17 protein-coding genes and 1 pseudogene are annotated in these 20,626 nt (G+C 54.1%); 7 read left to right on the plus strand and 11 right to left on the minus strand.

The window, feature by feature from the left end:
- Positions 1 to 163: 163 nt before the first annotated feature.
- The 4 genes from EBA31_RS13150 to EBA31_RS13165 all read right to left on the minus strand — a co-directional run bounded on the left by EBA31_RS13150 (position 164) and on the right by EBA31_RS13165 (position 4,487).
- The gene (locus EBA31_RS13150; protein WP_122079408.1) at positions 164 to 1,993 is read right to left on the minus strand and encodes a family 2A encapsulin nanocompartment cargo protein cysteine desulfurase; all 1,830 of its coding nucleotides are present in this window, start codon (positions 1,991 to 1,993) and stop codon (positions 164 to 166) included.
- The gene (locus EBA31_RS13155; protein ID WP_044551286.1) at positions 1,968 to 2,900 is read right to left on the minus strand and encodes a family 2A encapsulin nanocompartment shell protein; all 933 of its coding nucleotides are present in this window, start codon (positions 2,898 to 2,900) and stop codon (positions 1,968 to 1,970) included. The genes EBA31_RS13150 and EBA31_RS13155 overlap by 26 nt, the downstream gene beginning before the upstream one ends.
- Positions 2,901 to 3,042: 142 nt before the next feature.
- Positions 3,043 to 3,996 carry a serine O-acetyltransferase EpsC gene (gene epsC, locus EBA31_RS13160; protein ID WP_122079409.1) on the minus strand — a complete coding sequence of 318 codons (954 nt, stop codon included), beginning with the start codon at positions 3,994 to 3,996 and terminating at the stop codon, positions 3,043 to 3,045.
- A gap of 53 nt (positions 3,997 to 4,049) precedes the next feature.
- Entirely contained in the window at positions 4,050 to 4,487 is a 438-nt protein-coding gene (locus EBA31_RS13165; protein ID WP_122079410.1) for a rhodanese-like domain-containing protein, read from the minus strand.
- Positions 4,488 to 4,835: 348 nt separating this feature from the next.
- Between EBA31_RS13165 and EBA31_RS13170 the strand changes: the two are divergent.
- From EBA31_RS13170 to EBA31_RS13185, 4 genes and pseudogenes are all read left to right on the plus strand, one after another.
- Positions 4,836 to 5,785: pseudogene (locus EBA31_RS13170) on the plus strand (2-hydroxyacid dehydrogenase).
- A gap of 91 nt (positions 5,786 to 5,876) precedes the next feature.
- Positions 5,877 to 7,184 carry an MFS transporter gene (locus tag EBA31_RS13175; RefSeq protein ID WP_122079411.1) on the plus strand — a complete coding sequence of 436 codons (1,308 nt, stop codon included), beginning with the start codon at positions 5,877 to 5,879 and terminating at the stop codon, positions 7,182 to 7,184.
- A gap of 89 nt (positions 7,185 to 7,273) precedes the next feature.
- Complete coding sequence (locus EBA31_RS13180; RefSeq protein ID WP_044551299.1) at positions 7,274 to 8,008, plus strand: MurR/RpiR family transcriptional regulator; 735 nt, start codon at positions 7,274 to 7,276, stop codon at positions 8,006 to 8,008.
- Between the two features lie 136 nt (positions 8,009 to 8,144).
- On the plus strand, positions 8,145 to 9,581 hold the full coding sequence (locus tag EBA31_RS13185; RefSeq protein WP_122079412.1) for a 6-phospho-beta-glucosidase: 1,437 nt from the start codon (positions 8,145 to 8,147) through the stop codon (positions 9,579 to 9,581).
- 82 nt (positions 9,582 to 9,663) lie between these two features.
- Here EBA31_RS13185 and EBA31_RS13190 read toward each other — a convergent pair whose 3' ends face one another.
- On the minus strand, positions 9,664 to 9,999 hold the full coding sequence (locus tag EBA31_RS13190) for a hypothetical protein (RefSeq protein ID WP_122079413.1): 336 nt from the start codon (positions 9,997 to 9,999) through the stop codon (positions 9,664 to 9,666).
- A 688-nt stretch (positions 10,000 to 10,687) separates the two neighbouring features.
- On the opposite strand from EBA31_RS13190, the gene pcaH reads away from it, so the two are divergent.
- The 3 genes from pcaH (at position 10,688) to EBA31_RS13210 (ending at position 13,070) form a co-directional block, all read left to right on the plus strand.
- Positions 10,688 to 11,416, plus strand: coding sequence for a protocatechuate 3,4-dioxygenase subunit beta (pcaH, locus tag EBA31_RS13200; protein ID WP_044551303.1), 729 nt, complete (start codon positions 10,688 to 10,690; stop codon positions 11,414 to 11,416).
- Positions 11,416 to 12,039, plus strand: coding sequence for a protocatechuate 3,4-dioxygenase subunit alpha (gene pcaG, locus EBA31_RS13205; RefSeq protein ID WP_122080627.1), 624 nt, complete (start codon positions 11,416 to 11,418; stop codon positions 12,037 to 12,039). Before pcaH ends, pcaG begins: the two co-directional genes overlap by 1 nt.
- A gap of 95 nt (positions 12,040 to 12,134) precedes the next feature.
- Positions 12,135 to 13,070, plus strand: a complete 936-nt coding sequence (locus tag EBA31_RS13210; RefSeq protein ID WP_122079415.1) for a LysR substrate-binding domain-containing protein — start codon at positions 12,135 to 12,137, stop codon at positions 13,068 to 13,070.
- Here EBA31_RS13210 and pcaC read toward each other — a convergent pair.
- The 6 genes from pcaC to EBA31_RS13240 form a co-directional block, all read right to left on the minus strand.
- Complete coding sequence (gene pcaC / locus EBA31_RS13215; RefSeq protein ID WP_122079416.1) at positions 13,067 to 13,456, minus strand: 4-carboxymuconolactone decarboxylase; 390 nt, start codon at positions 13,454 to 13,456, stop codon at positions 13,067 to 13,069. The genes EBA31_RS13210 and pcaC overlap by 4 nt on opposite strands.
- Positions 13,446 to 14,813 carry a 3-carboxy-cis,cis-muconate cycloisomerase gene (locus EBA31_RS13220; RefSeq protein ID WP_122079417.1) on the minus strand — a complete coding sequence of 456 codons (1,368 nt, stop codon included), beginning with the start codon at positions 14,811 to 14,813 and terminating at the stop codon, positions 13,446 to 13,448. The genes pcaC and EBA31_RS13220 overlap by 11 nt, the downstream gene beginning before the upstream one ends.
- A 132-nt stretch (positions 14,814 to 14,945) precedes the next feature.
- The gene (locus EBA31_RS13225; protein ID WP_122079418.1) at positions 14,946 to 16,124 is read right to left on the minus strand and encodes a 4-hydroxybenzoate 3-monooxygenase; all 1,179 of its coding nucleotides are present in this window, start codon (positions 16,122 to 16,124) and stop codon (positions 14,946 to 14,948) included.
- A gap of 10 nt (positions 16,125 to 16,134) precedes the next feature.
- Positions 16,135 to 17,490, minus strand: a complete 1,356-nt coding sequence (locus EBA31_RS13230; protein WP_122079419.1) for an MFS transporter — start codon at positions 17,488 to 17,490, stop codon at positions 16,135 to 16,137.
- Positions 17,491 to 17,862: 372 nt separating this feature from the next.
- A complete protein-coding gene (locus EBA31_RS13235; protein WP_122079420.1) occupies positions 17,863 to 18,741 on the minus strand; it encodes an ATP-grasp fold amidoligase family protein in 879 nt (292 codons plus the stop codon).
- Positions 18,742 to 18,786: 45 nt separating this feature from the next.
- Positions 18,787 to 20,097: a lysine N(6)-hydroxylase/L-ornithine N(5)-oxygenase family protein gene (locus tag EBA31_RS13240; protein WP_122079421.1), complete on the minus strand. Its 1,311-nt coding sequence runs from the start codon at positions 20,095 to 20,097 to the stop codon at positions 18,787 to 18,789.
- Positions 20,098 to 20,626: the final 529 nt, after the last annotated feature.

Genomic DNA, 20,626 nt, shown 5'->3' on the forward strand with positions numbered 1-20,626 from the left:
GTTTCAGGGCCTGTCTACCGGAATTTTTGTCCTTGTTTTGTTCGTCGTGAACGCTTGGCCGCACCTCTGTGCGGCTTTTTATTTTTTGGGGTACTGGCCTGCTGATGGCATAAAAAAACCGGCACCGATTGCTCCGTGCCGGTTGTGCCTTATCGCGCCGGGGCTAACGCCCTTTTGCCAGCTTATGCAAGGTGGCGGCCAACAGATCCACTTCCTCGTGGGTGTTGTAAAACGCCAATGACGGCCGCACCGTAGTTTCTACGCCGAAGCGTCGCAAGATCGGTTGAGCGCAATGATGACCGGATCGCACCGCAATGCCCTCACGGTTAAGCGCATTCCCCACCTCTTCGGTGCGATAACCACTCAAAACGAATGAAAGCACGCTGGCCTTATTGGCTGCAGTGCCAATCAGTCGCAGGCCGGGAATGCGGATCAACTGCTCGGTGGCATACTCCAGCAGCTCATGCTCGTAGCGGTTGATGTTATCCAGCCCCAGACGTTCGACATAGTCCACCGCCGCACCCAATCCTACCGCATCGGCAATGTTGCCAGTGCCGGCTTCGAATCTGGCCGGTGCCGGTTGGTACAGCGTTTTCTCAAAAGTGACGTCAGCAATCATGTTGCCGCCCCCTTGCCACGGTGGCAAGGTTTCCAGCAGCTCAGCCTTGCCGTACACCGCACCAATGCCGGTAGGAGCAAACACCTTATGGCCGGAGAACACATAAAAATCCGCGTCCAGCGCCTGCACGTTGACCTTCAGGTGAGAGACCGCCTGCGCACCGTCGACCAAAACCCGGGCACCTGCCTGATGAGCCAGTGCAATCACCTGCTCCACTGGCGTAACCGTGCCCAAGGCATTGGAGACCTGAGTGACCGAAACCAAACGGGTGCGCGGTGACAATAGCTTGCGGTAATCGTCCAGCAGGATTTGCCCGCTGTCATCAACCGGGATCACTCGAATCTTGGCTCCCACGCTGGCCGCAAGCTGCTGCCAGGGCACAATGTTGGCGTGGTGCTCCAACTGCGAAACCACGATTTCATCTCCCTCGCCGATGTATTTACGACCAAAGGTATTGGCAATCAGATTAATGGCCTCGGTTGCGCCACGGGTGAAGACGATTTCCGCCGGTGATTTGGCCCCCAGAAAACGGGCCACGCTGTTTCTGGCCCCTTCATAGGCATCCGTTGCTCTGGCGGCGAGTTCATGCGCCGCTCGATGAATGTTTGAGTTTTCATGGGCGTAGAAATACGCCAGCCGATCGATAACCACCTGCGGCTTATGGGTGGTCGCCGCATTGTCCAGCCACACCAAGGGTTTACCGTTGACCCGTTCTGCCAGAATGGGAAAGTCCCGGCGTACGGCATGCACATCAAAGCGGCTGCGAGCCCCGTGCTGCGGTGCCCCTTCACGCCATTGGTATCCCTGCTCGAGAAAATAATATTGCCCGCTGGCCGCATCTTGCGCAACGCCGCTGACCGGCGCTGAGTTTGGGGGAAACAATGCGCCAATAACCGCTTCCAGTTCGCCCTTTATCGCCCCGGCAAAGGGTTGATCGCTCAGGTGTTGCTGGCCGGTCAGCGCCTGACTTGCCAGCCCCGCCAGCCCGCTATCCGCAGAGTCCTGCCGCTGAGGAGTCGGGAAATCGCTGAGAAAATAGAATCCCGGCGTTGCTTCAGGAACCCGCGGCTGAGGCAGCGTGGGCGGTGCCAAAAAAGCCTGTTGCTGTTGCCCCAGCTGACGGCCGGACGGCGCCTGTGCCTCCAGAGCGTCAGTAGCAAGCGCAGCCTCCAGAACTGGCGCAGCGGTCTGCGGTAATACCCTTGTTGCGCTTTCGCTGCCTGCGGCTTGTTGCAGCCCGGCGCCCAGTTCCTTTCCAGGCAGCGTGCTGAAGATCTGATTAGCCAGCGTGGCCAACGCGTTAACGTCAGGCAAACCGGCCGGCGGCGCGGCTTGGTGAGGCAGTGCGTTATTTGTAGCTGTCTGGATAGTCATGATATTTGCTCACATCAACATCGTCTAAAACGGCAACGGCATCTTCAGTCAGAACCGCCAATGAGCAGTAAAGCGAGATCAGGTAGGAAGCGATCGCATTGCGGTTAATACCCATAAACCGCACCGACAACCCCGGGCTCTGCTCACCGGCGACACCCGGCTGATACAGACCAATGACGCCCTGACGCTTTTCCCCGGTACGCAGCAGAATAATTTTGGTTTTACCTTCTTCGTCGATCGGCAGCTTATCCGAAGGGATCAGCGGCAAGCCGCGCCAGGTCAGGAACTGCGAGCCAAACAGGCTGACGGTTGGCGGTGGTACGCCACGGCGCGTGCACTCACGCCCAAAGGCCGCGATGGCTAATGGATGAGCCAGGAAGAAGCCGGGTTCTTTCCATACTTTGGTGATCAATTCATCCAGATCGTCCGGCGTCGGCGCCCCGGTCAGCGTAGAGATACGTTGGGCGTCATCAACGCTGGCCAATAAACCGTACTCAGGGTTATTGATCAGCTCGTTTTCCTGGCGTTCTTTAATGGTTTCAATCGTCAAACGCAGCTGCTCGCGGATCTGATCGTGCGGGCTGCTGTACAAATCCGACACCCGGGTGTGCACATCCAGAATGGTGGTTACGGCATTGAGGAAATATTCACGTGGCGCCTCTTCGTAATCCACATAGGTTTGCGGCAATAACCCCTCATCGCGCTGCGAGCAGGCCACCTGCACATTTAATGGATTTTTGACCTTGTTAAGGCGAAATATCCCCGCTTCGACCGGTGTCCACTGCAGCAAATGCACCAGCCAGCGTGGCGTGAGAATAGATAATTGCGGGACGGTCTTCGTGGCATTAGCCAATTGCCGCGCGGCATTATCCCCTAATGCAAGCCGGGCATCATTTTGTTGAGACATGGTTGTTTCTCCTGAAAAAATAGGCTGGTGATAAATAATGATTAATTACCGGTTAAATAGCGCGTTAAATAGATGCTGGGATTATTGATTTCGTTTCGCAGACCTCACTGCGAAATAATCAGGATTAATAAAACACGCCAAATTAAATTCCAGAGCCGAATTCATGACTGTCGCTCTGAATATTTGCCTGGCGAATATTACTGCCGGGTTTGACGCTACGCGTCAGCCAGACATTACCGCCAATGGAAGACCCTTTCCCAATGGTGATCCTGCCCAACAACGTGGCGCCGGCGTAGATCACCACATCATCTTCAATAATCGGATGACGCGGCTGCCCTTTCTGCAGAATGCCGGACTCTTCGGTGACAAAGCGCTTGGCTCCCAACGTGACAGCCTGATAGATACGCACCCGTTTACCGATAATCGCAGTTTCTCCAATCACGACGCCGGTGCCGTGATCGATAAAAAAGCCGTCATCAATTTGTGCTCCGGGATGAATATCGATACCGGTTTCTCCGTGAGCCTTTTCGGCGATGATGCGTGCCAACAGGGGAACGCCTGCCCGATAGAAATAGTGAGCTAAACGGTAATGGATAATGGCGTTAACACCAGGGAAACACAGTAAAACCTCATCCACACTGCGTGCAGAAGGGTCTCCGTGATAGGCGGCCAAAATATCGCTGTCCAACCGGCGGCGAATGGCGGGCAGCACGGCGGCGAATTGACGCACCAATGTCACCGCCTGTGTATTCAGTGCATCCCCCGGTTCGCCGTCTTCGCCCTCGGAACGGCTAAAACCAAGCGCCAGCCGCACCTGAATCAACAGAGCATTCAGCACGGCATCCAATGCGTGGCCGACGAAGTAATCTTCACTTTCATGGCGCAGATCGTCCGGGCCCAGGCGCATGGGAAATAATATCGCCCGCAGCGATTCGGCAATTTCGTTGACTGCGCTCTTCGATGGCAGCTCCTTTTGCCCGGAAACTGAGGCCTGGCCGCTGTGTTCACGCCAGTGCAATCTCGCTGAACGCAGCTCGTTGACGATATCGGCCAGTTGCCAGTTGGTATTTTCTTTTAACGGTAAAAAGCGAGTCATAATTCCCTCTGTTTATCTGATAACACCCCATGACCCACCAAGGACAAGCGCCGTTAATACGTTTTAAACCAAGGCAGATGCCGCGCAGCTTCAAAGCCACCCAGCACAACGTAAACCTGTGTATAACCGGCTTTCTGGGCGGCTAACACCGCGTCCGAAGAACGTTTACCGGTTTGGCACAGCAGGAGCAGCGGGTGCTGCTTGTCGACAACCTTGCTTAATTCAAGGAAAAAACGCGGATTGCGGATTTTGTTCGAACCGGTCAGCCAGGGAACCAAAGAGGATTGTTCAACATAGCCAAATGTCTTTCGCTCTTCCGGACTGCGGATATCCACCAAGACGGCTGACCCGCTGTTGAACAGTTGCCAACTGGCCTCCGGTGTCAAGTCACGCTCAAAGACATCAGCATTTTGCGTGCCGGGGTTATTCGCATTCGCGTTGGGATTGTTTATAAACGTCTGCGCCGTTGTGTAATGTGGCGATATGGACATATTCACCTCCGGTATATTCTCTATTTTTCAGTAAGGTTGTTTTCCTTCATTAACCTCAATCTATTACCCTTTCGCAGTGACAATAAATAATTTTTCATTAGGGCTTATAGTAAAAGCGTCTAGTTCGCCTTAGCTAAATTAACGCTAATAAAAACTGTTTTTTCACTTATCCCTTTGCCTTTAATCTGGTCATGTTACAGCGCGCTGTTACCCATTTTCACCCGTTGATCACATTACGGGTAACACAGTTTTTTAACACTCTTCAGCGTGATATCTGTCGCAAAACCGCCTGCCGAAAACCGCTTTTATAGCAATACGAAGTAACGCTAATTATTGACAGGTGAAACCATGACGACCTCTACATCCAATGAAGTGCTGTTGATTGCCCCAGTAATGGATAACCTGCTGGCCCGCCTTGAGGCAGCCTTTGTGGTACATCGGTTATATGAACAAGAGGATGCGGCCGCTTTTCTGGCCGAAAAAGGTGCGGCCTTCCGTGCGGTCGTCACTCGGGGGATATTGGGGTCGAGACGCCAGTGCTTGAACAATTACCCAACCTCGGGCTGATTGCGGTGTTCGGCGTAGGCACTGATGCGATTGATCTGAATTACACCCGTAAACACGGCATTGCCGTCACCATTACCTCGGGCGCCTTGACGGAAGACGTGGCGGATATGGCTCTGGGATTGTTGCTGGCTACCGCTCGTCAGCTGTGCCACAACGATCGTTTTGTGCGTGAAGGGCGCTGGCTGAAAGAAGCGCCGGGCCTGTCGGTGCAGGTCAGCGGCAAACGGCTGGGCATTTTTGGCATGGGTAACATTGGCCGCGCCATCGCCCAACGCGCCGCCGGTTTCAATATGCGTATCCAATACGCCAGCCGCACCCAGGACAGTTCGCTGCCCTATCGCTATTTCCCAGATCTGCTGGCTTTAGCGCGGGAAAGCGACTTCTTTATCATTGCTATTTCCGGCGGTAAAGACAGCGCCGGCCTGGTGGACAAGGCGGTATTCGACGCCCTGCCTTCCCATGCCCTGGTGATTAACATTGCTCGCGGCAGCATCGTTAATGAACCCGACCTGATTACCGCCCTGCAAAGTGGCGCCATCGCCGGTGCCGGGCTGGACGTTTACGCTCAGGAACCGCAGGTTCCTGCAGAACTGATCGCCATGGAAAACGTGGTGCTGCAACCGCATATCGCCAGCGCCACCCAGGAAACCCGGCAGAAGATGAGCGATATCGTGTTTGCCAACGTTGAAGCCTTTTTCAACCGGGCGCCGCTGCCCCACGCCATCGAGTAACTGACGCGTTTTCTTTTCGATTTTATTACCGCCAAATCACAGAACCTCTTCATTGAGAGGTTCTCCCTGCGCCCTGTAAAGAGAGATCGCCATGGATAATAAAATACCCAACACCCGCTGGCTGCGGGTTATTGCCCCGATCCTGATCGCCTGCATCATTTCCTTTATGGACAGGGTTAATATCAGTTTTGCGCTGCCCGGCGGTATGGAAAGCGACCTGGGCATTACCAGCCAGATGGCCGGGCTGGCCAGTGGCATCTTTTTTATCGGCTACCTGTTTTTGCAGGTTCCCGGCGGACGCATCGCGGTCAACGGCAGCGGCAAGCGCTTTATTGCCTGGTCCCTGTGTGCCTGGGCGGTGGTGTCAGTTGCGACCGGCTTTGTCACTAACCACTATCAGCTGCTGGTATTACGCTTCGTATTGGGCATCTCTGAAGGCGGTATGTTACCGGTAGTGTTAACCATGATCAGCAACTGGTTCCCGGAAAAAGAACTGGGCCGCGCCAACGCCTTTGTCATGATGTTCGCCCCATTGGGTGGCATGCTTACCGCCCCGATCTCTGGCGCCATCATTAACGCATTCGACTGGCGTTGGTTGTTTATCATCGAAGGCCTGTTGTCGCTGGTGGTATTGGCCGTGTGGTGGCTGCTGATCAGCGATCGCCCACAGGAAGCGCGCTGGCTGCCGGCCCGTGAGCGCGACTATCTGATAACCGAACTAACGCGCGAACGGCAAGAACGCAGCAAACTGCAACCGGTCAGCAAAGCACCACTGAGAGATGTCTTCCGTAACAAGGGCTTGATGAAGCTGGTGCTGCTGAACTTTTTCTATCAAACCGGCGACTACGGCTACACCCTGTGGCTGCCCACCATTTTAAAAAACCTGACCGGCGGTAACATGGCCTCGGTCGGCTTCCTGGCAATCTTGCCATTCGTCGCGACGCTGTTGGGGATCTACCTGATTTCAGTGCTCACCGATAAAACCGGCAAACGCCGCCTGTGGGTGATGGTTTCATTGTTCTGCTTTGCTGCGGCGCTACTGGCTTCGGTGGTGCTGCGTCATAACGTGGTGGCGGCCTACATTGCCCTGGTGGTGTGTGGCTTCTTCCTCAAAGCCGCTACCAGCCCGTTCTGGTCGATGCCGGGGCGTATCGCCTCGGCAGAGGTCGCCGGCGGCGCACGCGGTGTGATTAACGGCCTCGGCAACCTGGGCGGCTTCTGCGGGCCTTATCTGGTAGGGGTGATGATCTACCTCTATGGCCAGAACGTGGCGGTATGCGGCCTGGCAGTCTCACTGATCATCGCCGGCATCATTGCCTGGCGCTTGCCGAAGGAATGTGACCTGACCGGCAGCGAGCCGGCGCACGACAAGCTGCTGAACAACGCCAAACGGGCCTGAATAACAACGAAAACCACGAGCGGGTTAAGGCAAAATTTGCTATGTTAGCCCGCTGATTAAGGTCTGTTGTTACTCGCTGGATTAGGTCTATGTTTACCCATAAAGCAATCGCCGAACTCAATGCGCTGGAATTGTTGGTCTATAACTACATCACCAAAAACAAGAACCCGGTGATGTACATGACCATCCGCGAACTGGCCGAGGCCGCCGGGGTATCCACCACTACCGTACTGCGCTTTTGCAAGAAAATGGGCTGCGACGGCTACTCAGAATTTCGCATCCGTTTTAAACTGTATCTTGAACAGACTGAAGCACCGCCGGTGGATTTCGGCACCAGCGAAATCATCAGCTTCTTTAAAAGCATTAACAACGACGAATTTAATCAACTGATAGACCAGGCGGTGCAGCATATTGCCGCCGCTGAGCGCATTATTTTCGTCGGCGTCAGCACCTCCGGAGCATTGGGGAAATACGGCGCGCGTTTCTTTTCCAACGTCGGAAAATTCAGCACCCATATCGACGATCCTTATTACCCCATCAATAGCGACATGTATAAAAGCGCGGTCGCAATAATACTTTCGGTGTCTGGAGAGACCGAAGAAATTTTGCGCCTCGCCAGCCAGTTCAGCCTGCACCACTGCAAAATCATCAGCATCACCAACAACGAGACCTCCTCGCTGGCGCGCATGGCGGACTTCAACCTCTCTTACCACGTTCCCCCGCAGCTGATCGCCGGGCAACACAATATCACCACCCAAATCCCGGTCATTTACATTATCGAGACCATCGGCAAGCGGCTGGGGCATATTAATTACGCAAAATAAAACAGCCTGTTTTTTTAATGTGACACGTCACCTGAACGGTAATTTGTTATATCGTGACATTCCATTTCAGCTTGCTACTATATTCTCATTCCGGCAGTTCAGTGCTTTCTGATAATAATCCGATGAGAAACCTACGATGAAACAACAACAGTTACCGAAAGATTTTCTGTGGGGCGGTGCCGTAGCGGCGCACCAGGTTGAAGGCGGTTGGGATCAGGGCGGCAAAGGCCCAAGCATTGCCGACGTGTTGTCTGGCGGCTCTCACGGTGTGGATCGCGTTATGACCGACGGGGTGCAGGAAGGCTATCGTTACCCTAATCACGAAGCGGTGGACTTTTACGGCCGTTACAAGCAGGACGTGGCGTTATTCGCCGAAATGGGCTTTAAATGCTTCCGTACCTCTATCGCCTGGACGCGTATCTTTCCGAATGGCGACGAGCAAGAGCCAAACGAAGCCGGCCTGCAGTTTTACGACGATTTGTTTGATGAGCTGCTGAAATACAATATCCAGCCGGTAATCACCCTGTCCCACTTTGAAATGCCTTATCACCTGGTGAAGGAATATGGCGGCTGGAAGAACCGGCAGGTCGTCGATTTCTTCGTGCGCTTCAGCGAAGTGGTGCTGCGCCGTTATCAGCACAAAGTAAAATACTGGATGACCTTTAACGAGATCAACAACCAGAGTAACTACCAGTATCCGCTGTTTGGCTACTGCTGCTCCGGCGTGGTGTATACCCAGGAAGAGAACCCGGAGCAGACGCTGTATCAGGTGTTGCACCATCAGTTTGTCGCCAGCGCCCTGGTAGTGAAACTCGGTCACCAGATTAACCCGGAATTCAAAATTGGCTGCATGCTGGCCTGCGTCCCCTTCTACCCGTACTCCTGCAAACCGGACGACGTCATGTACAGCGTCGAAGCCATGCACTCACGCTACCTGTACACCGACGTACAAGTGCGAGGCTACTATCCGTCGTACCTGCTGCGAGACTGGGAGCGCAAAGGTTTCCAGATTGAGATGCAACCGCAGGACGAACAAACCCTGCGCGAAGGCTGCGCGGACTACATCGGTTTCAGCTACTACATGAGCAACGCGCTGCAGGCGGATGCGGTGAGCAGCGACAATGAGATGTTCAGTTTCCCCGGTAACGTGCCGAACCCGCATGTCAAAGCCTCCGACTGGGGCTGGCAAATTGACCCGGTCGGGCTGCGTTACTCGCTGAACGTGCTTTACGAACGTTACCAGAAACCGCTGTTTATCGTTGAGAACGGCTTCGGCGCATTCGACACGGTTGAGGCTGACGGTCAGATCAACGATGACTATCGCATCGACTATCTGCGTGCACACATCGAGCAGATGAAAAAGGCGGTTATCGAAGACGGCGTGGACCTGATCGGTTACACCCCGTGGGGCTGCATCGACTGCGTGTCCTTCACCACCGGTGAATACGGCAAGCGTTACGGCTTTATCTATGTCGACAAACACGATGATGGCACCGGCACCCTCGAGCGCTCGCGCAAAAAGAGCTTCGACTGGTACCGCTCCGTGATCGCCAGCAATGGCGAACAGCTTTAACCCTGGCGTTTTTCAAGAAAAACATGATGAGCCACGTCCCTGTGGCTCATTCTTAATTTGTCATGGTCAGAGCCATCACGAGTTAAAAGCCCCAAACATCTCTCTGAAATCTACTCCAACCGATCCTTAGAATATCCTCCAGTGAAAAACTGCTGGCCCCGCCAGAAGGTTGCCACGTACCGATTAAACCGGAGTTATAGTTGGGGTTATAGGATCCAATACCTTGAGTAACAGCAGGTGCTGTTTGATAACCATTTGAAATTCCGTCATAAAGCTCCCCTGCGACATAAACGGCAGCAAGAGATGCCTGACCATTTTTGGTCAGTGCAAGAGTAGCACCACCAGCCCCCCATTGGACCAGGTCCCGTCCACCTGCACCCCCCACAAATCCTAAATCATTTTTATTCATTTCCTTCATTTTCGAACTCCATTTTAATTAAAAATCAAACATCCGTTTTTGACAGTCTCACGTGGTTAATTAAAACAATAAAAACACCAATAAAAAATGAAGAAATACACATTAAAAATAGAGTGGCCGCGCCTTCAAAACCATTTAGTGAATTTATGTATTTCACCGTGCAGATAACCGTAAACATTGTGAAGGAGTAATGTAACACCTCTCTTGCTTTATTTTTCAAGAACCACCCCACTTCACGTTAATTTTCATGATATTACAAACAATCACCACCACACAATAGAATTAAAATTAAATAATATCTCTGGAGATTTAAAATCGTTCAACACCTCAGGAATGTCAACCACAAAATTTAATTCCCATGATTTATCCCCATGAAATACCGATTGCTTTTAATGCAGGTAATAATTCAAAAACATAAATAGAAAACCTCATTCAAAAACAGTTAATAAGATATTTAATTAATTCCCCATAAGGGTATCTCAGCATTTTAAAATGAGGGCATGATGTACAAAAGATACGTCATCATCACATAACCTCAGGTTAAGTAAAACACTGCAAATTTCACTTTATCGTAACACTCTGGCTTGCGAGACTCAGACGAGGGAATTAGCTTCACGCCCCTTCGCGCTGACACAACAATAAAACAGATCAGCCCTCTGCACCCTGCCTACGCCATGAGGATTTCCGCATGAGCCAGATTAACGAACTGTATCAACGTAACTACGATCTGCACCCGCCGGTGCTGGTGCCGGAATACAAAACCAGCGTGTTGCGTTCCCCGAAAAACGCACTGATATCGCTGCAAAATTCACTGTCGGAGATCACCGGTCCGGTGTTCGGCCAGCATGAACTCGGCCGACTGGATAACGACCTGATCCTCAATTACGCCAAGCAAGGCTTGCCGATTGGCGAACGGATTATCGTGCACGGCTACGTGCGCGATGAAAACGGCCTGCCGATGCGCAATGCGCTGGTCGAAGTGTGGCAAGCCAACGCCGGTGGGCGTTATCGCCATAAAAAAGACCAGTATCTGGCACCGATCGATCCCAATTTCGGTGGCTGCGGACGGGTGTTGACCGACGATAACGGCTATTACTTTTTCCGCACCATCAAACCCGGCCCCTATCCCTGGCGCAACCGGGTCAACGACTGGCGCCCGGCCCATATTCACTTCTCGCTGTCCGGGGACGCCTTCGCCCAACGCTTAATTACCCAGATGTACTTCGAGGGCGATCCGCTGATTGCCAGTTGCCCGATCGTCCGCGCCATCAAAAATGACGATGCGGTGCGCACCCTGATCGCCGGACTGGACAAAACCGCCTCGGTGCAACTGGACAGCCTGGCCTACCGTTTCGATCTGGTGTTGCGCGGCCACCGCGCCACCTTGTTTGAAAACCGCCTGCAGGGGAAAGCATGATGCCACTACCGTATCTGCCGGAAACGCCGTCACAAACCGCCGGGCCTTATGTGCATATCGGCCTTGCGCCGCTGGCGGCCGGCTTCGAGATTTTCGAAAACAACTTCGGCCACGTGTTGACCCAGCCGGAGACCCAGGGACAACGCATCACTCTGGAGGGCCGGGTGTTCGACGGCAGCGGGACGCCGATCCGCGACGTGCTGCTGGAGATTTGGCAGGCCAACGCCCATGGCCGTTACAACCACCCAAGCGATCTGCAACAGCACAAACCGCTCGATGCCGCATTCCGTGGCTGGGGGCGCAGCTGTTCCGACTTCGACACCGGGCTCTATCGGTTTGAAACCATCAAACCGGGCGCCGTTTGTGGCCGTGACGGGCGAATGATGGCACCGCACATCAACCTGTGGATCGTCGCACGCGGTATTAATCTTGGATTACATACCCGGCTGTATTTTGCCGATGAGGCTGCGGCCAACCAGCAGGATCCGGTGTTGAATCTGATTGAGCTGGAGGTGCGGCGTAAAACGCTGATTGCGCAGCCTGAGCGTCGGGGCGAAGAGTGGGTTTACCGGTTTGACATTGTGATCCAGGGCGAAGGCGAAACGGTGTTTTTCGATCTCTGATGCTCCAGAAGTGCGGCCGCAGGAATTTGCACGCCAGTACAAATATGCGGCCGCCGTCACTTGTTACCTCTGAGGAAAACTTCCTACACTGAGGTATGAAAAAATCCAATTTATTTATTCAGCGCATGCGCTTACGCCACATCAACGGTTTTGTCGCCGTTGCGCAAGAGCGTTCGCTAAGCCGGGCCGCCGAAAAACTGAATCTGAGCCAACCGGCGCTGTCAAAAACGCTCACCGAACTGGAAGCCCTGACCGGTAACCGGTTGCTGGTGCGCCATCGACAGGGCACGCTGCTGACCGAACAGGGCGAGCAATTTCTTGGTTATGCCACACGGGTGTTGGAAGCCTTGACCGCCGCCGGGCATGCGCTCGATCGGCTCGAGGACGCACCGGCCAAAATGTTACGCATCGGTACCCTACCCACCACCGCGCTGGGCATGCTGCCACAGGCCATCGGGCAGTACCAACAGGCGCATCCTTATTCACGAATCCAGGTGGTCACCGGCACCAACACCGGGTTGCTGGCTCAGCTTAAGGCCGGTGAGATTGACGTAGCGATAGGCCGAATGGCGGATCCGGAAATGATGAGCGGGCTGGCTTTCGAACTGTTACTGCTGGAATCGTTGCTGATGGTGACCCGACCTGGCCATCCGCTGCTAAGCGAAACCGTCACCCTTGAGCGGGCGCTGAGTTATTCCGCCATCGTCTCGCCAAAAGGCACGGTGCCGCGCCACAATACCGAGAATTTGCTGTCGACGCAGGGATTCAGCCTGCCCGCCCAATATATTGAAACGCTTTCCGCCTCGCTGGCGCGTCAAATGACGCTGCAATTTGACTATGTGTGGTTTGTGCCGTCCAGCGCGGTGAAAACCGATATCGCCACCGGCCAGTTGGTGCCCTTGCCGCTGCCCACCCAGGGCATGGAGGAAGCGGTGGGCATTCTGACTCGCAACGACGGCCAACCAAGCGAGGCGGTACTGGCGTTCATCGCGACGGTGCGCCATATTGCCGGCGCAGTGAGATCGGCTTAGTCAGTCTGCGTATCCTGCTCGGCAAACACCTCCGCCGCCAGATGAAACGCCGAGTTCGCCGCCGGCAAACCGCAGTACAGCGCGCTCTGCATCAGCACTTCCTTGATTTCCTCGCGAGTTACGCCGTTGTTCACCGCCGCTTTCAGGTGCATGCGCAGTTCAGCCTCGCGATTAAGGGCGATCAGCATGGCAATGGTGATCAGGCTGCGGGTATGACGCGCCAGCCCGGGGCGGGTCCAGATCTCGCCCCAGGCATAGCGGCTGATAAAATCCTGAAACTCTTCATTCAACGGGGTGAGTTGACTGAGAGTTCGATCCACATGTGCGTCCCCCAAGACCGCCCTGCGTACCTCAATACCCTGCTGATAACGTTGTTCATCCTTCATGACTATGGACTCCTGAAGTTAATTCCGTGGCCTGTTGCAGCACCCGCTGGGTAAAGATCCGCGCACTGCCGAGATATTGCTGCGGCTCCAGCAATTCATGAAGCCGTTGCGCCGTTAAATTCGCCATGACGACCGGATCGTCCAACAACACCTCCAGCAACGTGAGCCCCTGCGCCAGCGCCTGATGGCACTGTTTTTCAATGTGATGATGCGCTTGCTGGCGGCCCATAGTCTCACCCAGTGCCATCGTCACCGCTTCCGCCATGATCAACCCGTCGGTTAACTTCAGGTTATGTTGCATCTGTTGGGGGAATACCTGCAGCCCGGCAATCAAATCAGCTGCGGTGTGCAAGGCACCCGCCGCCAACATCACCAGCTGCGGCAGGCTTTCCCACTCTGCATGCCAGCCACCCAGACCACGTTCATGCTCCTGTACCATGGCGGCATAAAGCCCTCCCACCAGCGCCGGAACCCGATTGGCCGCCGCAAGGATCACCGCGCAGGCCACCGGATTACGCTTGTGCGGCATGGTAGAAGAACCGCCGCGCCCCGCGGCCGTCGGTTCGGCCACTTCCGCCACTTCGGTTTGGGTCAGCAAAGAGATATCCCGCGCCAACTTGCCCAGCGTACCGGTTAATCCGGCGTACCAGCCGGCAATTTCCAGCAGGCGATCGCGCTGACTGTGCCATGGCGTAGGCGCGGCGGTCAGTTGCAGGCTGGCGGCCAGTGTAGTCACCAATTCTGCTCCCTGCTCACCCAACGAAGCCAGCGTGCCGGCGGCACCGCCCAACTGTAGCGTCAACACACGCGGTCGCATTTCTTGCAACCGCTGCCGAAAGCGCAACAGCGCATCCAGCGTCCCCGCCAGCTTTAAGCCCAGCGTGGTCGGCAAGGCATGCTGCATCCAGGTGCGTCCAACCAGCACGCAATCCTGATGACGGGTGATTTGCTGCACCAGCGCCGCAATCAGTCGATCCAGGTCGATAAGCGTTAATGCCAGTGCGTTTCGCAGTTGCAGCATCAATCCGGTGTCGAGAGCATCCTGACTGGTGGCGCCCCAATGCACGAAGCGAGCGGCATCAGCATCCTGCTGCGCCACCCGAGTCGTCAGTTGTTTAACCAGAGGGATCGCCAGATTACCGGCCTGCGCGGCTGCCTGCGCCAAGTCGGTCTCATCGAATAAGGCACTGTGGCAGGCTTCAGCGATCCGCTGGGCCGCCTCCTGGGGAATAATGCCAAGGCGGGCCTGAGCCGCAGCCAACGCCGCTTCGAAGTCCAGCATTCCCTGCAGCGTGGCGGCATCGCTAAAACAGGCCGTCACCGCTGATGACCGCAGCAACGGCGTCAGTAACTCCATATATCCTCCGGGCAAAAGCAATTTTCCCGATGATGGCGCGACGCCGCCGGCAGCGTCAACAACGATAAACGCTACCCTGGGCGATTATCGAAACAATCGTCAATTTTATTGATATTTGTGATACCAACCGGATCACATCATCTGAAAGGGCGAACCGACGTAGTTTTCCGCCAGCACCGTCATGGCGCTGCGTGACTTCACGGTGTATTGCAGTTCCGAAAGCTGCAGGCGTTGCTGGAATGCGCTGTCGTCCTGGTGGGTGTGCAGCATATTGGTCATCCACCAGGAAAAATGCTCGGCGCGCCAAACCCGTTGCAGGGCATCATCGCTGTAGCTGTCCAGTCGCCGCCAGCTCTTATGCCGGTAAAATGCCTCAAGCGCCTGCGATAACAGGCAGACGTCCGCCATTGCCAGGTTCAACCCCTTTGCCCCGGTCGGCGGCACGATATGCGCCGAGTCCCCGGCCAGCAGCAGGCGCTTGCAGCGCATAGGCTCAGTGACGAAGCTGCGCATGCCAACCACGTTTTTCTGGAAGATACGTCCCTTTTTCAGCGACCAGCCATCGTGATTTTCCAGCCGGCTTTCCAGTTCGTTCCAGATGCGATCGTCTGACCAGTGGTCAACATTCTCCGCCGGATCACACTGGAAATACATGCGCTGCACGCCCGGCGAACGGGTGCTGATCAGCGCAAATCCGCGTGAATGTCTGGCGTAGATCAGTTCGTCGCTGGACGGCGGCGCGTCCACCAAAATGCCGAACCAGCCGAAGGGATAAACCCGGGTATAGTCCTGACGCAGCCCACCGGGCATCGCGGCCCGGCTGATGCCATGGAACCCGTCGCAACCAATGACAAAATCGCAGTCAAGCCGTCGTTGTTCGCCGTTGTGGCGGTAATGTACCTGCGGCCTTTCGCCGTCCAGCCCCTTCAGTGCCACCTCCTCCACCTCAAAATGGAGTTGCCCCTGCGCGGCCTGCCGTGCGGCAATCATATCTTTCAGCACCTCGTGCTGAGCATAAACGGTGATCGCCCGATCGGTCAGTTCCGTCAAGTCGATCCGGTATTGTTGGCCACCAAATGCCAGCCGGATGCCATGATGTTGCGCCCCTTCTCTGCGCATGCGTTCGCCCAGCCCGGTTTGATTGAGCAAATCCACCGTTCCCTGTTCGAGTACCCCGGCGCGAATGGTCGATTCCACCGCCTGTTGGCTGCGTGACTCCAGCACTACCGACTCGATGCCCTGCAGATGCAGCAGGTGCGACAACATCAATCCGGCTGGACCGGCACCAATAATCGCTATTTGTGTCCGCATGATTATCTCCTTATAAGGCTTTGTTGAGCGAACCGGGCAATGCCGCCGCTTTGCTGGAAAAGTGTTTGGCTACCAGCGCCAGTGCCGCCACCAGTGCAGGGATCGCCAACAGCGTAAAAATGGTGCTGAACGACAGCTGCATTTGCATCAGTACCCCGCCGCTCATGGCCCCCAGAATGCCGCCGAAGCGTCCCAGCCCCAGCATCCAGGCGACACCGGTCGCTCGTCCCTGGGTGGGATAGAAACCGGCGGCCAGTGCAGGCATCGAAGACTGAGCGCCATTCATGCAGGTTCCTGCGATAAAGACTGTCACGGCCATCAGCAACGGATCGGTGTAGACATAACCAATCGCGCAGACGAACACTCCGGTCAGCAGATAGCCCACCGCCACCACCTTGTGCGGGTTCATGCGATCCATCAGCCAACCGATTATCAGCACGCCAATACCGCCGCCCAAAGGAAACAGCGCGGTAATCAGCGATGCCTGACGGATAGAAGCCCCGGTTTCACGGATCAGCAGCGGCAACCAACTGGTCAACAGGTAGAAAATCATCAGTCCCATAAAATAAGTCAGGCACAGCATCAGCGTCCCCAACAGATAACGAGGGGAGAAAATCACCCCCAGCGCCGACTTGTTCTTTACCTGCCCGTCTTCACTCAGGCTAAAGTGCAGCGGTTCGGCGAGATTGAGCGGTGCAATACGCTTAAGTACGGCAGCGATACGCTGCGCCGGGTAGCCGCGCACCACCATAAATCGCGCGGACTCCGGCAGCGCGACAATCAACACCACCGCCAGCAGCAGCGGCATTACCCCACCCAACACCATCACGCTCTGCCAGCCGAAATGCGGGATCAGCCAGGCGGAGACGAAGCCCCCCATCGACGATCCCAGCGGAAAACCGCAGAACATCAGGTTTACCAACAGTGCCCGTTTACGCTCCGGTGCATATTCCGACATTAAAGTGGCTGCGTTCGGCATCGCTGCGCCCAATCCCAGGCCGGTTAAAAAGCGCAACAGCGTCAGCATCGGCAGCGTGGTGGCAAAGGCCGTCAATAAACTGAAGCCGCCGAACAGGATCAGCGACAGTACCAGCACCTTCTTGCGGCCGATACGATCCGCCAGCGGTCCGGCGGTAAGCGCGCCAACCGCCAGGCCGACCAGGGCGGCACTCATTACCGGCCCCAGCGAGGTTTTCTCAATCCCCCAGTCCTGCACCAGTGAGGTAGCGATAAAACCGATGATTGCGGTATCGAAACCGTCCAACGCCACGGTCAAAAAGCACAGAACCAGGATCAACCACTGGTAACGTGAGAAAGGGTTTTCATTGATAAACGACTGAATTTCTAACGTGTTTGGCTGGGACATAGAGCGTTTCCTGGGTTGGTCTGGCGAAATAAACCCTGCGGATACGACCAGGCGTTCCCCTGGCAAAGCCGCTAATTGTGCGATTATCGAAACTTGGTTCGTTAATCGCCTAATTATCAAAGCATCGGCGGCTATAAGTTTCAATATTGTTAAATCAATTAGCGTGCGATAACCGAACGAGAAAAGAGGGACATTCACATAACCAGATTAGTTTCAGAAAGATACGTCGCATTCACGTAAGGCGATGGAGCATGGATTCTGTGAGCCGATTAACATTGAAGAAACAAGACTGGCTGCGCACCAATAAAAACACCCTGCGGGGCCACAGGGTGTCGAGGGACTTCTCTTGCGAGCTATTGAACACACACGCGGTTATTTCAGTTTAAGCATCTCCCCAAGCAGAATATCCGTGGGTTCGAGGATATCCGTATCAATCCCGGCTGAGGGTGTGAAGGTCAACTCGCCAAAGATGACTTTGCCATTGGAGATATAGAAATCGACACGGACAAACTCAAACGGCGCCGAGAGCTTTCTGGCGTAGTCAAAAAGGTCATCGTAACCTTCCGGCTTAACAAAAGCCGCAATCTCTTCTGGGCCAAGGGCCAGGCAGTCTTGGCTGTAGCACAGAAACTTGAAGTCCTTATCGAAAAAGTAATATTTCGGCATGCCCTTGTCCCTGCCGACACAAAGCAACGTGCAGTAGGGAACGCCATTGAAACAGTATATTTTGTAGTCTTCGGGACCATGGCCGCCAGGTGACTCTATATACTTCTCACCGATTATCTTTTTATTGATTTTCTTGTAGTTTAATTCCGCGTAGACCTTCCAATAGTCCTCCCGCATCCAGTTATCAATGATTTTGGAAGCACGGCCGATGTCCAGCTTGTTTTTATCCTGGCAAATCAGGTTGTAACCGGAGCCATGGTTGCCCTTGATGACAAACTTGTCGGGCAACGAATCCCATGGGATCTCATCGACCGTGTCGCAGGCGAAGTACAGCTCATTGAGAATTTCTTCGCATCCCTGCGCCTTCAAATACTCCCGCACGGCGTATTTGTCCGCACACTGCGTGACCAGCGCATTTTTGCTGTAGCCGTTCAGTTTGAGGTAGTTGATTTTTTCGTTCCACGTCACCGGCGGATTAAGGTTTAATTTTTTTCCAAATGCCTTTTTATAGATAAATTTTGTCTTGAAAGTCGGCGTAAATGTCGCCAATTGATTCATGATAAATTTATTAATGTTTTTTCTCATACGCCCTGTCTCATCATTATGACGAAAAAATTAAAACGGTGACGGTTAGACACCAAAGGAAGCTGAAGCGGTGGCTTTTTCTTGCTCACTTCGCCACTGGATCATCGCCGGGGTGGTGCTTAAATCAAACTGGTTGCGGCCTAAGGCGCGATTGAGAATGCAGGCCGAACGCCAAGCCATCAGGCTCAGTTGGGGATCGGCAATGCCGTGGTGGTGCATGCTGGCGTTGACGGCAAACAAACAGTTTCCCTCGGCGCCCGGTCGCGCAAGGGTAAAATCAGAGGCAATGCGGTATTGTCCGTCAGCGGTGGTTGATAAAACGCCGGCCAGGGAGTCAAGAAACGCCGGTCGTGCCTGTTGATAGCCGGTCGCAAAAATCACCACGTCGGCGTCAAAGGTTTCTCGACCTTGATCAAGGTGATGCTGCGTCTCCAACCGATAGGCATGGTCTTGGGTGCTGAGAGCGGTCACTGAACGGCTGGGCAGCAGCTGTACCCACCGCTTCTCACGGAGCACATCGAAGCGATGATACATGGCGCGATAAATCGCCAACAGAGACTCGCTGGTGATGCCATCAGACGTCATTTTCTGTTCGTGCAGCATGTGCCGTTTGGCCTCATGGCCCAGCGTGCAGAACTTCTCGACATACTCAGGCGTAAAATACTCGTTAGCAAATGCCGCTTCATCCAGAGCGTTGTAATTGTTACGCCGGGATAGCCAGCTCAGGTGTTCTGGCTGACCCCATTCCCCTTTAAAAATGTTCAGGAACAGATCGGCACCGCTTTGCCCCCCGCCCACGATGGCCACGCGTTTTCCGGCAAGGTTCGGTTGGCGCAACATCATTTCACTGGCGTGGAAGCATTGATCATTTTGCTGCGTCACGCAGTCAGGCAGTTTGATTTGCTTGCCAATCCCCACGCACAGGTGTTTGGCGTAGAGCACATCATTCTGGGTAGTGACGACAAAGTGCCGCTGCTGGTCATCAAACTCCACATGCTGAACCTCTTGGTTGAACGCCAGTGAGTCCAAACCCGTTGCTGCCCAGTTCAGGTAGTCGGCGAACTCTTCGCGCGAAGCAGTGCGTTGCTCGGTGGTCAGGAAACGGTAGAACTTTTTCTTTTTCACCAGATAGTTGAGAAAGCTGTAAGGGTTGGTAGGGGCAACGGCAGTGACCAGATCCTTTAAAAAATTCGTCTGCATGCTGCTCTCTGCCAGGATCATGCCTGGATGCCAGGAAAAGTGCGGTTTGCGTTCGAGGAATTTGCAACTGAATCCCTCGATTTCGCTAGCAAGCGCAGCAATACTGAGGTTGGACGGACCGATGCCAATACCGATAAAGTCCAAACGCTGGTTCATTGAGTGTGCTCCTGAATAAGTAAACATATTTACCAGATATATAATATTGGCCTGATAAAATACCGTAACGAAACCTAACGCCGGCATGGGAATGATAGAAACCTCTCAATTGAGCGGCCCTATCGAAAACACCCTGCATTATCGATCGCCGTGTGAATTTGGCGCACTAGCCAAGACGGTAAAAATAACCGGATCACCCCGGCAATTTATTACCTTGGGGCGTTAAGTTAAATGTTTCAGCCAGCCATTCTTCCGTAAAAGTAAAAAAACACTTTACAGCATTATAAAAAGAGAGTGTTTGGGGAGAGGTTTTTGAGACCCTAAAACCTAATGAATTAACAGAGTAATTCATAACATATCCCTATGTTAATCTGCATACCACGCATGGCATCTTCCTTGATCAGACATTGCCAAATGAGAGTAGCGCTAAAGTTGCACTCTGGCATGTGAAAAAAAATAATATTGAGGCCAAAACCCACGTTGTTATTGTAAAATTAAAAGTGAAATCGTAAAAAATGCTAAAATTTCA

Source organism: Serratia sp. P2ACOL2, assembly GCF_003691565.1.
In the GTDB taxonomy this organism is placed as follows: Bacteria; Pseudomonadota; Gammaproteobacteria; order Enterobacterales; family Enterobacteriaceae; genus Serratia; species Serratia liquefaciens.

Coding starts and splice junctions, on each gene's coding strand:
- EBA31_RS13150 (WP_122079408.1), bottom strand. CDS start 1,993: ATGACTATCCAGACAGCTACAAATAACGCACTGCCTCACCAAGCCGCG.
- EBA31_RS13155 (WP_044551286.1), bottom strand. CDS start 2,900: ATGTCTCAACAAAATGATGCCCGGCTTGCATTAGGGGATAATGCCGCG.
- epsC (WP_122079409.1), bottom strand. CDS start 3,996: ATGACTCGCTTTTTACCGTTAAAAGAAAATACCAACTGGCAACTGGCC.
- EBA31_RS13165 (WP_122079410.1), bottom strand. CDS start 4,487: ATGTCCATATCGCCACATTACACAACGGCGCAGACGTTTATAAACAAT.
- EBA31_RS13175 (WP_122079411.1), top strand. CDS start 5,877: ATGGATAATAAAATACCCAACACCCGCTGGCTGCGGGTTATTGCCCCG.
- EBA31_RS13180 (WP_044551299.1), top strand. CDS start 7,274: ATGTTTACCCATAAAGCAATCGCCGAACTCAATGCGCTGGAATTGTTG.
- EBA31_RS13185 (WP_122079412.1), top strand. CDS start 8,145: ATGAAACAACAACAGTTACCGAAAGATTTTCTGTGGGGCGGTGCCGTA.
- EBA31_RS13190 (WP_122079413.1), bottom strand. CDS start 9,999: ATGAAGGAAATGAATAAAAATGATTTAGGATTTGTGGGGGGTGCAGGT.
- pcaH (WP_044551303.1), top strand. CDS start 10,688: ATGAGCCAGATTAACGAACTGTATCAACGTAACTACGATCTGCACCCG.
- pcaG (WP_122080627.1), top strand. CDS start 11,416: ATGCCACTACCGTATCTGCCGGAAACGCCGTCACAAACCGCCGGGCCT.
- EBA31_RS13210 (WP_122079415.1), top strand. CDS start 12,135: ATGAAAAAATCCAATTTATTTATTCAGCGCATGCGCTTACGCCACATC.
- pcaC (WP_122079416.1), bottom strand. CDS start 13,456: ATGAAGGATGAACAACGTTATCAGCAGGGTATTGAGGTACGCAGGGCG.
- EBA31_RS13220 (WP_122079417.1), bottom strand. CDS start 14,813: ATGGAGTTACTGACGCCGTTGCTGCGGTCATCAGCGGTGACGGCCTGT.
- EBA31_RS13225 (WP_122079418.1), bottom strand. CDS start 16,124: ATGCGGACACAAATAGCGATTATTGGTGCCGGTCCAGCCGGATTGATG.
- EBA31_RS13230 (WP_122079419.1), bottom strand. CDS start 17,490: ATGTCCCAGCCAAACACGTTAGAAATTCAGTCGTTTATCAATGAAAAC.
- EBA31_RS13235 (WP_122079420.1), bottom strand. CDS start 18,741: ATGAGAAAAAACATTAATAAATTTATCATGAATCAATTGGCGACATTT.
- EBA31_RS13240 (WP_122079421.1), bottom strand. CDS start 20,097: ATGAACCAGCGTTTGGACTTTATCGGTATTGGCATCGGTCCGTCCAAC.